This window comes from Geodermatophilus sp. DF01-2 (genome assembly GCF_004571065.1).
Classification (GTDB): domain Bacteria; phylum Actinomycetota; class Actinomycetes; order Mycobacteriales; family Geodermatophilaceae; genus Geodermatophilus.
Genome location: NZ_SPQN01000106.1, coordinates 1 through 11,245, shown reverse-complemented (window position 1 = coordinate 11,245; position 11,245 = coordinate 1). Strand labels below are relative to the sequence as shown.

Annotated in this window: 11 protein-coding genes and 1 pseudogene; 1 reads left to right on the top strand and 11 read right to left on the bottom strand. The window is 74.8% G+C overall.

What is annotated here, in order from left to right; translation table 11 throughout:
- Positions 1–448 precede the first annotated feature (448 nt).
- Genes tyrS through argC form a run of 9 tightly spaced genes read right to left on the bottom strand, consistent with a single transcriptional unit; the run spans position 449 to position 9,825 of the window.
- Complete coding sequence (tyrS, locus tag E4P41_RS19595) at positions 449–1,750, bottom strand: tyrosine--tRNA ligase (protein WP_135142913.1); 1,302 nt, start codon at positions 1,748–1,750, stop codon at positions 449–451.
- A 4-nt stretch (positions 1,751–1,754) separates the two neighbouring features.
- Positions 1,755–2,426 carry a DNA-3-methyladenine glycosylase gene (locus tag E4P41_RS19590; RefSeq protein ID WP_245177499.1) on the bottom strand — a complete coding sequence of 224 codons (672 nt, stop codon included), beginning with the start codon at positions 2,424–2,426 and terminating at the stop codon, positions 1,755–1,757.
- Positions 2,390–3,925 (bottom strand): argininosuccinate lyase, encoded by a 1,536-nt coding sequence (gene argH / locus E4P41_RS19585; protein WP_280661332.1) that lies wholly within the window; start codon positions 3,923–3,925, stop codon positions 2,390–2,392. The genes E4P41_RS19590 and argH overlap by 37 nt, the downstream gene beginning before the upstream one ends.
- Positions 3,922–4,458, bottom strand: a complete 537-nt coding sequence (locus tag E4P41_RS19575) for an arginine repressor (RefSeq protein WP_135142910.1) — start codon at positions 4,456–4,458, stop codon at positions 3,922–3,924. The genes argH and E4P41_RS19575 overlap by 4 nt, the downstream gene beginning before the upstream one ends.
- A 52-nt stretch (positions 4,459–4,510) precedes the next feature.
- Positions 4,511–5,455 (bottom strand): ornithine carbamoyltransferase, encoded by a 945-nt coding sequence (gene argF, locus E4P41_RS19570; protein WP_135142909.1) that lies wholly within the window; start codon positions 5,453–5,455, stop codon positions 4,511–4,513.
- The gene (locus E4P41_RS19565; RefSeq protein ID WP_135142908.1) at positions 5,452–6,633 is read right to left on the bottom strand and encodes an acetylornithine transaminase; all 1,182 of its coding nucleotides are present in this window, start codon (positions 6,631–6,633) and stop codon (positions 5,452–5,454) included. The genes argF and E4P41_RS19565 overlap by 4 nt, the downstream gene beginning before the upstream one ends.
- The gene (gene argB / locus E4P41_RS19560; protein WP_135142907.1) at positions 6,630–7,640 is read right to left on the bottom strand and encodes an acetylglutamate kinase; all 1,011 of its coding nucleotides are present in this window, start codon (positions 7,638–7,640) and stop codon (positions 6,630–6,632) included. Before argB ends, E4P41_RS19565 begins: the two co-directional genes overlap by 4 nt.
- Positions 7,637–8,788: a bifunctional glutamate N-acetyltransferase/amino-acid acetyltransferase ArgJ gene (gene argJ, locus E4P41_RS19555; RefSeq protein ID WP_135142906.1), complete on the bottom strand. Its 1,152-nt coding sequence runs from the start codon at positions 8,786–8,788 to the stop codon at positions 7,637–7,639. The genes argB and argJ overlap by 4 nt, the downstream gene beginning before the upstream one ends.
- A complete protein-coding gene (gene argC / locus E4P41_RS19550; RefSeq protein WP_245177498.1) occupies positions 8,785–9,825 on the bottom strand; it encodes an N-acetyl-gamma-glutamyl-phosphate reductase in 1,041 nt (346 codons plus the stop codon). Before argC ends, argJ begins: the two co-directional genes overlap by 4 nt.
- A gap of 129 nt (positions 9,826–9,954) precedes the next feature.
- Here argC and E4P41_RS19545 point away from each other — a divergent pair, with 129 nt between their 5' ends.
- Complete coding sequence (locus E4P41_RS19545; RefSeq protein ID WP_135142904.1) at positions 9,955–10,362, top strand: GNAT family N-acetyltransferase; 408 nt, start codon at positions 9,955–9,957, stop codon at positions 10,360–10,362.
- An 83-nt stretch (positions 10,363–10,445) separates the two neighbouring features.
- On the opposite strand, the gene E4P41_RS19540 is transcribed toward E4P41_RS19545, so the two are convergent.
- On the bottom strand, positions 10,446–10,592 hold the full coding sequence (locus E4P41_RS19540) for a hypothetical protein (protein ID WP_245177497.1): 147 nt from the start codon (positions 10,590–10,592) through the stop codon (positions 10,446–10,448).
- Between the two features lie 124 nt (positions 10,593–10,716).
- Positions 10,717–11,245 (bottom strand): annotated as a pseudogene (locus tag E4P41_RS19535) (phenylalanine--tRNA ligase subunit beta); the annotation flags it as partial.

The following is an 11,245-nucleotide window of genomic DNA, read 5'->3' as shown; positions in this document are numbered from 1 at the left end:
ACCCCTGACCTGAAGAACCGAGAACTAGCACTCTCGACATCCATCAACCCAAAGAAACCCACAAAAAAGGGGTTCGATACTTGGCACTGACTTTCGGCACGCTGTTGAGTTCTCAAGGAGCGGACGCTCACGATGCCGGGCCTGGTGAGGCCTTCGATCGCGGCGGCTGTTCCACGTTACGCCGCTCGCGGTGTTCGTCAAGCGGCGGGTCGGAGACCCGCGCCCGACGCTCGGAGCGGCGGCACCCAGGGCAACCGAGGTCCCTCGGGTCGTGTTCCCGAGGCCCGCTCAGCCGCTGGGCAGGCGGCGCCGGGTCCGACCCGCGGGCGGTGACTCGATCGCCGTCCCGCGCCGGTCTCGCCGGGCGCAGAGAGGAAGTTACGTGGCTGTCGTCCGGGCTGTCAAACCGCTCCGGGGTGACGCCCGACACCAGCTCGGAACCGGGTCGTCACAGCTCGTCCACGTCGGCTGAGGGGTCGCCCCGCTGCACCCCGACGACCGAGCGCTTGCCCCGGCGCAGCACCAGCCAGCCTCCGGGCAGCCAGGCGTCGTCCCCAGGTACGGCGTCGGCGTCGGTGACCCGCTCGTTGTTCAGGTAGGCCCCGCCCTCCTTCACCGTCCGCCGGGCCTCGGACAGGCTCGAGACGAGGCCGGTCTGCTGCAGGAGCGCAGCGATGGTCGGCGTCCCGCCGTCCACGGTGACGCTGCCGGCCTCCCGCAGGGCGGCACCGAGGGTCTCCGGCCCCAGGGCCGCGAGGTCGTCGCGGCCGAACAGCGCACGCCCGGCCGCCTCGGCCTGGCGGAGCTCGTCCTCGCCGTGCACGAGGCGGGTGAGCTCCTCGGCCAGTGCGCGCTGCACCGCGCGCGCGGCCGGGCGGTTCACCGACTCGGCGACCAGCGCATCGACCTCCTCGGCCGGGCGCTCGGAGTACAGGGGCAGCCAGGCGCGGGCGTCGGCGTCGTCGGCATTGAGCCAGAACTGGTGAAAGCCGTAGGGCGAGGTGAGCGCGGGGTCCAACCAGACGGCACCACCCTCGGTCTTGCCGAACTTGGTGCCGTCGGACTTGGTGACCAGCGGGGTGGACAGCGCGTGCACCGTCGCACCCTCGGTCCGACGGACCAGGTCGATGCCGGCGGTCAGGTTGCCCCACTGGTCCGAGCCACCGGTCTGCAGCGTCACGCCGTGCCGCCGGAAGAGCTCGCGGTAGTCGTTGGCCTGCAGGATCTGGTAGCTGAACTCGGTGTAGCTGATGCCCGCCTCGGAGTTCAGCCGGGCGGCGACCGCCTCCTTGGCCAGCATCCGGCCCACGCGGAAGTGCTTGCCGATCTCCCGCAGGAAGTCGATCGCGCTCAGCGGTGCGGTCCAGTCCAGGTTGTCCACGTAGACCGGCGCGGCGAGACCGTCCCGCTCGGCCGGTACCTCGAGGAACGGAGCGACCTGGATGCGGATGCTGTCCACCCAGCCCGAGACGGTGTCGCGGTCGTTGAGCTGCCGCTCCGCGGTGGGCCGCGGGTCGCCGATCAGCCCGGTCGCGCCGCCCACGAGGACGACGGGCTGGTGCCCGGCCCGCTGCAGCGCACGCAGCACCATGAACTGCAGCAGGTGGCCGACGTGCAGGCTCGGCGCCGTCGGGTCGAAGCCCGCGTAGTAGGTGACCGGTCCGGCGGCCAGGTGGGCGCGCAGGGCGTCCTCGTCGGTGCTCTGGGCGATCAGCCCGCGGCGGTGCAGCTCGGAGATCACGTCGGTCACGGGATCAATCCTGCCTGGCAGGTCTCCCGCGGGGCTTGCCACCCGGACGGAAGACGCTGACCGACGCCGCGCCGGTCTCCCAGAACCGCCACGGCAGCTCGGTGGCCACGCTGATCCCGACCCGCGGTCCCGCCGACACCTCGGCCGGCGGGTCGCCGCGGTGCAGCCGCACGGGGGACGACGGGTCGAGGAGGTCGGCGTCCTTGTCGTCGGGGCCGATCGCCAGGGCCTGGGTCAGCCGGGCCGGCCCGCGGGCGAGGTCGCGGGGGGTGCGGGCGGCGGGACGGCGCGAGACGGCGAGCTCCTCCCCCACGACGACGTCCCCGGCGCGCAGCAGCACCGCCGAGCCCTGCCCCTCCGGGCCGACGACGACGTTGGCGCACCAGTGCACGCCGTAGCTGAAGTAGACGTAGAGCCGCCCCGGCGGGCCGAACATGATGGCCGCCCGTGGGGTCGGCCCGCGGTGGGAGTGCGCTGCCGGGTCGGTGCCGTTGCCGGCGTAGGCCTCGACCTCGGTGAGCCGCAGCGCCACCCGGCCGGCCGGGCGGTCGGTGACCAGCCAGCAGCCGAGCAGCGTGGGCGCGACGACGTCCGCCGGCCCGAGCAGCTCGCCGGCGGGAACGAGGGGCCCCGGAGCGCTCAGAGCGCGGCCGCCACGGGTGAGGACGACGCCCACTCGGCGTGCGACCGGGCCAGCGCGTCCAGCGAGTCGAGCTGCTCGGCGACCCGCTCGGGCGCCGTCCCCCCGCGGGCCCCGCGTGCCGCCAGTGCGCCCCGGACGGAGAGCACCGACCGGACGTCGGGGGTGAGCTCGGGGGCGACCTCGGCCAGCTGGGCGTCGGAGAGCTCGTCGAGCTCCAGGCCGCGCTGCTCGCAGTAGGCGACCATCGTGCCCGAGATCTCGTGCGCCGAGCGGAACGGGACGCCCTGACGGACCAGCCACTCGGCGACGTCGGTGGCCAGCGCGAAGCCCTGGGGCGCCGCGGCCTCGAGAACCTCCGGCCGCAACGTCAGCGTCGCCGTCATCCCGGTGACCGCGGGGAGGAGGAGGAGCAACTGCTCCATGGAGTCGAAGACCGGCTCCTTGTCCTCCTGCAGGTCGCGGTCGTAGGCCAGCGGCAGGCCCTTGAGCATCGTCAGCAGGCCGGTCAGGTTGCCGACGAACCGGCCGGACTTGCCGCGGGCCAGCTCGGCGATGTCGGGGTTCTTCTTCTGCGGCATGATCGACGACCCGGTCGCCCAGGCGTCGTCCAGGCGGGCCCAGCCGAACTCGGTCGACGTCCAGAGCACGACCTCCTCCCCCAGCCGGGAGAGGTGCACGCCCAGGAGAGCCGCGGCGAAGCAGAACTCGGCGGCGAAGTCGCGGTCGCTGACGCCGTCGATCGAGTTCTCCGAGGCGCGGTCGAAACCGAGCTCGGCGGCGACGGCGTTGGGGTCCAGCGGCAGCGAGGAGCCGGCCAGCGCGCCCGAGCCGTAGGGGCTGACGGCGGTCCGACGGTCCCAGTCCTGCAGCCGGTCGACGTCCCGCGACAGCGCATGCGCGTGGGCGAGCAGCTGGTGGGCGACGAGCACCGGCTGGGCGTGCTGCAGGTGCGTCATGCCCGGCGCGGCCACGTCGCGGTAGCGGTCGGCGAGCTCGACCAACGCGGACTCCAGCGCCGCCAACTCCCCGACCAGAGTGCGCACGTGGTGGCGCAGGTACAGCCGCAGGTCGGTGGCGATCTGGTCGTTGCGGCTGCGGCCGGCGCGCAGCTTGCCGCCCAGCGCGCCGAGCTTTCCGGTGAGGCCGCGCTCGAGCGCCTCGTGGACGTCCTCGTCGGCCTCCACCGCGGTGAACGTGCCGGCCGCGACCTCGGCGGAGAGCTCGGTGAGCGCGCCGAGCATCTGCGCGAGCTCGTCGTCGGTGAGCAGGCCGGCGCGGTGGAGCACGCGGGCGTGCGCCCGCGAGCCGGCCAGGTCGTAGGGGGCCAGCTGCCAGTCGAAGTGGGTCGACTTGGAGAGGGCGGCCATCGCCGGGGCCGGGCCGCCGCCGAAGCGACCACCCCAGAGCCGGGTGGTGCCGGGTCCGGCGGCGGTGGGCACGACGGCGGGGGTGCCGGGTCCGGCGGCGGTGGGCACGACGGCGGGGGTGCCGGGTCCGGCGGCGGTGGGCACAGCGGGGTCGGCCGGGCTCACGGTGCGGGGTCCTCCAGGTCGCTCTTCAGTTCGGGGTAGGCGGCGGGCAGGCGCTGGGCCATCGCGCGCAGGCGGTCGGCGAGGGCCGGGCCGCCGTCGGGCTCGCGCGAGACGACCAGCAGAGTGTCGTCCCCCGCGATCGTGCCCAGGACGTCGGGGAGGCCCACCTTGTCCAGGGCGGAGGCGAGGAACTGCGCCGCACCCGGTGGCGTGCGCAGCACAGCGAGGTTGGCGCTGCCCTCGGCGCTGGTCAGCAGGTCGGCGAGCAGCCGGGTGAGGCGTGCGGGCGCGGCCTGCGCCGGGCGCAGCGGAGCGTTCTCCGGCGGCAGCACGTAGGACGCCGGGGCGCCGTCCGATCCGCGCAGCTTGACCGCCCCGAGCTCCTCGAGGTCCCGCGAGAGCGTGGCCTGGGTGACCTCGATGCCCGACTCGGCCAGCAGCGCGGCCAGCTGGGTCTGCGAGGTGACCGGCTGGGCCTCGACGAGCTCGCGGATCCGCGCCTGGCGGGCCGAGCGGGTCAGAGCCGTGGTCACCGCCGCCCCCGAGGTCGTCGTCGGCGCACGGGCCGGCCGGGCGAGCGGGTCGTCACGAGTGCTCCAGGAGCCAGATCAGAACGGCCTTCTGGGCGTGCAGCCGGTTCTCCGCCTCGTCCCACACGGCGCTCTGCGGCCCGTCGATCACGTCGGCCGCGATCTCCTTGCCGCGGTAGGCCGGCAGGCAGTGCAGGACGACGGCGTCCTCGGCGGCCCGCGCCAGCGCGGCGTCGTCCACCGCGTAGGGCCGGAACGGCGCGACCCGGGCGTCGACCTCGTCCTCCTGGCCCATGGAGACCCAGGTGTCGGTGACCAGGACGTCGGCGCCGTCGGCGGCCGCCGCGGCGTCGTCGGTCCAGAGCACCGAGCCGCCGGTCTCCGCGGCGATCTCCTCGGCGCGCTTCACGACCGAGGGGTCGGGCTGGAAGGAGGTCGGCGAGCCGATGCGGACGTGCATGCCGGCCGTGGCGCCGCCCAGCAGGTAGGAGTGCGCCATGTTGTTGGCGCCGTCGCCCAGGTAGGTCATCGTCAGGCCGGCGAGGGCGCCCTTGCGCTCGGCGACGGTCTGCAGGTCGGCGAGGATCTGGCAGGGGTGGAACTGGTCGGTGAGCGCGTTGACCACCGGCACCCGGCTGACCGCAGCCATCGCCTCGAGACGGTCCTGGCCGAAGGTGCGCCAGACGATGGCAGCGACCTGCCGGTCCAGCACGCGGGTGGTGTCCTCGACGGGCTCGCCGCGGCCGAGCTGGCTGCCGGCGGCGTCGATGACGAGCGGGTACCCGCCGAGCTCGGCGACGCCCACGGAGAAGCTCACGCGGGTGCGGGTCGACGGCTTGTCGAACAGCACCGCCACGGCCCGGGGCACGCCGTTGGCCGCCCGCAGCGGGACCGGGGCGTCCTGGGTGTGCCGGATGCGCTTAAGCTCGGCGGCCAGCGCGAGGACCTCGGCCTGCTCGGCGGGGCCGAGGTCGTCGTCCCGCAGGAAGTGGCGGGTCACTCCTGCACCGCCGCGTCCAGGGCCGCCGGGAGGGCGGCGACGAAGGCGTCGACCTGCGCGTCGGTCAGCACCAGGGACGGCGCCAGCCGGAGCACGTCCGGGGCGACGGCGTTGGTGAGGAAGCCGGCGTCCCGCAGCCGCGCCTCGAGCGCGCCGGCGACCGGCGCGGCCAGGACGACGCCCAGCAGCGCGCCCCTGCCGCGGACGCCGGCCACCGCCGGGGAGCCGAGCCCCTCGATGCCCGCGGTGAACCGGTGCTCGAGCTCCTTGGCCCGCTCGAGCAGCCCCTCGTCGCGGATGGTGTCGAGGACGGCGAGCGCGGCGGCCGCGGCGATCGGGTTGCCGCCGAAGGTGGAGCCGTGCGAGCCGGCGGTCATCAGGTCGGCGGCGTCGCCGAAGGCGAGGGTGGCACCGAGCGGCAGCCCGCCGCCGATCGCCTTGGCCAGCGTGACGACGTCGGGCCGCACGCCGTCGGCCTGGTGGGCGAACCAGTGGCCGGTGCGGCCGGTGCCGGTCTGCACCTCGTCGACGGCGAACAGCGCACCGGCGGCCGTCGCCGTCGACGCCGCGGCGGCCAGGTAGCCGGGCGGGGCCGGCTGCACGCCGCCTTCTCCGAGCATCGGCTCGAGCAGCACCATCGCCGTCCGGTCGGTGACGGCGCCGGTCAGGGCCGCGGCGTCGCCGTAGGGCACGTACCGGACGCCGCCGGGCAGGGGGGCGAAGGCGTCGGCCTTGCCCGGCTGGCCGGTGAGCGCGAGCGCGCCCATGGTCCGGCCGTGGAACGAGCCCTCGGCGGTGACCACCTCGGGCCGCCCGGTCAGCCGACTGAGCTTGAAGGCGGCCTCGTTGGCCTCGGCGCCGGAGTTGCAGAAGAACACCCGGCCGGGCCGACCGGCGAGCTCGAGCAGCCGCTCGGCGAGGGTCACGCCCGGCTCGTGCATCGCCAGGTTGGACACGTGCCCGAGCCGCTGCGCCTGCGTCGTGATCGCCTCGACGACCCGCGGGTGGGCGTGGCCGAGGATCGTCGTCGCGATGCCGCCGAGCAGGTCGGTGTACTCGCGCCCGTCGACGTCCCACACCGTGGCCCCCGCACCGCGGGCGAGCGCCACCGGCGGGGCCTTGTAGTTGTTCATCATCACCGCCGACCAGCGGGTGGCCAGCTCCTCCGTGTGCGTCATGCCGTGCCCTCCCTCTCGGTCGGCGGGGCCGGGACGACCATCGTCCCGGTGCCCTCGGACGTGAACATCTCCAGCAGCAGGGCGTGCGGCGTGCGGCCGTCGACGACCGTCGCCCGCTTCACCCCGCCCTCGACCGCCCGCAGGCAGGCGGCCATCTTCGGCACCATCCCCGAGTCCAGCGTGGGCAGGATCTCGGCGAGCTCACCGGCGTCGATCTGCTGCACCAGCGAGTCGCGGTCGGGCCAGTCCGCGTAGAGCCCCTCGACGTCGGTGAGGACGACGAGCTTCACCGCGCCCAGCGCCACGGCCACCGCCGCGGCCGCCGTGTCGGCGTTGACGTTGTGCACCACGCCGTCCCGGTCGGGCGCGACCGTGGCCACCACCGGGATGTGCCCGGACTCCAGCAGCGCCCGCACCGGGGCCGGGTCGACCGCGACGACGTCGCCGACCAGGCCGACGTCCACCGGCTCGCCGTCCACCACCGCGGCGGTGCGCTCGGCGGTGAACAGGCCGCCGTCCTCACCGGACAGGCCCACCGCCAGCGGGCCGTGCTGGTTGATCAGGCCGACCACCTCCGGGGTGACCTGGCCGGTGAGGACCATGCGGACGACCTCGATGGTCGCCTCGGTGGTGACCCGCAGACCGCCGCGGAACTCGCTGGCGATGCCGAGCCGGCCGAGCATCTCGGTGATCTGCGGACCGCCGCCGTGCACGACGACGGGGAGGATGCCGCAGGTCCGCAGGAAGACCATGTCCTCGGCGAAGGCCCGGCGGCACTCCTCGTCGACCATCGCGTGGCCGCCGTACTTGATCACCACGACGTTGCCGTGGAACTCCTTGAGCCACGGCAGCGCACCGGTGAGGACGGCGACCTTGCGGGCGTCGCCCTCGGGGTCGTACGTGCGCATGACCCGGTTGGTGCCGATCCGCTTGCGGACGGCGGGCACCTGCGGGGGCGTCTCGTCGACCCGGACGTCGGGCGGGGTGGGGTCCTGTGGTGCGCTCATGTGGAGTACGCCGAGTTCTCGTGCACGTAGGCGATGGACAGGTCGTTGGTCCAGATCGTCGCCTGCTCGGTACCCGCACCGAGGTCGACGTCGATGGTGACGGCCCGGCCGGTGAGGTCGACCAGGTCGCGCGGGTCACCGATCGCGCCACCCCGGCAGACCGTGACGCCGTTGATGGTGACGTCGACCCGGTCGGGCTCGAACGCGGCGTCGGTGGTGCCGATCGCCGCCAGCACCCGGCCCCAGTTGGGGTCGTTGCCGAACAGCGCGGTCTTCAGCAGGTTGTTGCGGGCGCAGGCGCGGCCGGCGGTGAGGGCGTCCTCGACGCTGGCGGCGCCCCGCACGGTGATCGCGACGTCCTTGGTCGAGCCCTCGGCGTCGGCCAGCAGCTGCATCGCCAGGTCCGTGCACGCGGCGGTGAGCGCCTCGGCGACCTCGTCCGCGGACGGCGTGACCCCGCCGGCGCCGGAGGCCATGACGATCACGGTGTCGTTGGTGGACAGGCAGCCGTCGGAGTCGACCCGCTCGAAGCTCACGCTGGTCGCCTGCTCCAGGGCCGTCTGCAGGGTGCCGGCGTCCACCACCGCGTCGGTGGTGAGGACGACGAGCATCGTGGCCAGGCTCGGGGCGAGCATGCCCGCGCCCTTGGCCATGCCGCCGACGGTCCACCCGTTGCGTTCGACGACGGTCGTCTTCGGGACGCTGTCGGTGGTCATGATCGCCAGCGCGGCGTCCTGTCCCCCGGTGTCGGAGAGGCCCTTGACCGCGGCGGTGACCCCTGCGGTCAGCCTGTCCATCGGCAGCCGGACGCCGATCAGCCCGGTGGAGGCCACCGCGACGTCGATCGCGCCGATGCCGAGCTCGGCCGCGGCGTGCTCGGCGGTGGCGTGGGTGTCGCCGAAGCCCTCGGCGCCGGTGCAGGCGTTGGCGCCACCCGAGTTGAGGACCACCGCCCGCACCCGGCCGGTGGTGAGCACCTGCCGGCTCCACAGCACCGGCGCGGCCGGGAACCGATTCGTGGTGAAGACGGCGGCCGCGGCGTCGTCCGGGCCGGCGTTGACGACCACGGCGACGTCCTTCGCGCCGGTGGACTTGAGACCCGCGGCGACGCCGGCGGCCCGGAAACCCTTCGGAGCCGTGGTGCTCACGGCGCCACCCCCACGACAGGGAGGCCGATGGTCTCCGGCAGGCCGAGAGCCAGGTTGGCGCACTGGATCGCCGCTCCCCCGGTGCCCTTGGTGAGGTTGTCCACCGCGGCGACGACGACCAGCCGGCCCGCATCCGGGTCGACGGCCACCTGCAGCGCGACGGTGTTGGCTCCCAGCACCTGCGCGGTGGTCGGCCACTGGCCCTCGGGCAGCAGGTGCACGAACGGCTCGTCTGCGTAGGCCTTCTCGTAGGCGGCCCGGGCGGACTCGGCGTCCACGCCGGGCCGCAGCGTGGCCGAGCAGGTGGCGAGGATGCCCCGGCTCATCGGCACGAGGGTCGGCGTGAAGCTGACGACGACCTCCCGGCCCGCCGCCTGCGAGAGGTTCTGGACCATCTCGGGCGTGTGCCGGTGGACCCCGCCCACGCCGTACGCGCTGACCGAGCCCATGACCTCGCTGCCGAGCAGATGCGGCTTGGCCGACTTGCCGGCACCGGAGGTCCCGCTGGCGGCCACCACGACCACCTCGGGCTCGACCAGGCCGGTGGCCAGTGCCGGCGCCATGGCCAGGGTGACCGAGGTCGGGTAGCAGCCGGGGACGGCGATCCGCCGGGCGCCGGCCAGCTGCTCGCGCTGGCCGGGCAGCTCGGGCAGGCCGTAGGGCCAACAGCCGGCGTGCTCGGAGCCGTACCACCGCGCCCAGGCGGCGGGGTCGTTCAGCCGGTGGTCGGCGCCGCAGTCGATGACCAGGGTGTCCTCGGACAGCTGCGCCGCGATCGCGGCCGACTCCCCGTGCGGGAGGGCGAGGACGACGACGTCGTAGCCGGCGAGGCTGTCGGCGTCACTCGGCAGGACCTCGAGGTCGGCGTAGGGCAGCAGGTGCGGCTGCAGCTCGCCCAGGCGTCGGCCGGCGCTCGAGTTGGCGTGCACCCCGGCCAGCCGGAGGTTCGGGTGCCCGGCCAGCAGCCGGCACACCTCTCCCCCCGCGTACCCGGTGGCGCCGGTGACCCCGACCGTCCACGTCTGCGTTCCGCTCACGATGCATGACCATACACGGCCATGCATGACTGTTCACTTCGGGCGCTGAGGGCCGGGGCCGTTCCGGGAGACTCGTGCTCTGCCCACGAGGGTGGGCAGAGCACGACCGTCTGCCGGAGGAGCTTCCGCGTGGCCCCACGGACCGTCCGCGTCCGGAGCGCGGCCGACCTCCCTGCCTGCGTCCGCGTGCTGGCCGACGTCCACCGGGCCGACGGCTACCCGCTGAACTGGCCGGCCCACCCGTCCGCCTGGCTCTCCCTGGCCGGGCTGAGGAACGCCTGGGTGGCCGAGGACGGCGGCCGGTTGGACGGTCACGCCGTCCTCGCCGACGTGGACGACGACGGCGGGCTGCTGGCCGGTCGCCTGGTCGCCCTGTCCCGGCTCTTCGTGACCCCGGACGCCCGCGGGAGCGTTGTCGGGACGGCGCTGGTGCGCACGGCGGTGGCGGTGGCGGGAACGCAGGGGCTGCGGGTGGTGCTCGACGTCGTCGAGGGCACCCCGCCGTCGGGCTCTACGAGCGGCTCGGCTGGCGACTGATCGACCGCCGTCCTGCCGGCTGGGCGGCGCCGGACGGCAGCGAGCCCATCTCGCGCGTCTACCTGTTCCCGAGCTGAACCCGGTCAGGTGCGGGCGCCGGTGGCGGTGGCGACCTCGTCCATCGCCGTCACCAGCCGCTCGCCGCCCCGAGCCAGGCCGGCCACCGCCGCACCGCGCTCGGCCAGCCCTTGCACCAGGTACCGGCCGATGCTGGTCGACGCGCCGGTCACCAGCGCGACCTGGCCAGCGAGTGCCGTGGCCCCGTCCCGGGTCCCGCCGGCTCCCGGGTCGGCCCCGTCCAGAGGCTCGCCGCGAGCCTGCGAGCGGTGAGGGGGACGGGGTCCTCCTACTTCCTCAGCCACGGAGTTCCGCGCCGGTCCCCCCGGCCGCGGCGGCGACCGCCGCGTCGCGGACGGCGGTGGCCTCCTCGCTGGTCAGCGTCCGGTCCGGCGCCCGCAGGGTGAGCGCATAGGCCAGCGAGCGGGACCCGGCCGGCACCGGCGGGCCGGTGTAGACGTCGAACAGCCGCAGCGACTCCAGCAGCTCCCCCGCCCCCTCGCGCAGCGCGGCGTCCACGTCCGCGGCGGGCACGTCGTCGCGGACGACGAGCGCGAGGTCGAGCAGCACCGGCGGGAAGGTCGACACCCGCGGGCCGACCGGCACCGGCGCCGGCGGCAGCGCGTCGACGTCCAGCTCCATTCCCGAGGTGCGCGCCGGCAGGTCCAGCGCCGCGCACACCCGCGGGTGCAGTTCGCCGGCGTGCCCGACGACCCGGCCGCCGACCAGCAGCTCGGCGCAGCGGCCGGGGTGCCAGGGCGCCCGCTCCCCTGCCCGCACGGTCAGCTCCACGCCGGCGGCACCGCGAGCGGTTGCTCCTCGGCGG

Excerpts from the sequence above, each read along its gene's own strand:
- E4P41_RS19565 (WP_135142908.1), bottom strand. The coding sequence starts at position 6,633 with ATGACGCACACGGAGGAGCTGGCCACCCGCTGGTCGGCGGTGATGATG.
- argB (WP_135142907.1), bottom strand. The coding sequence starts at position 7,640 with ATGAGCGCACCACAGGACCCCACCCCGCCCGACGTCCGGGTCGACGAG.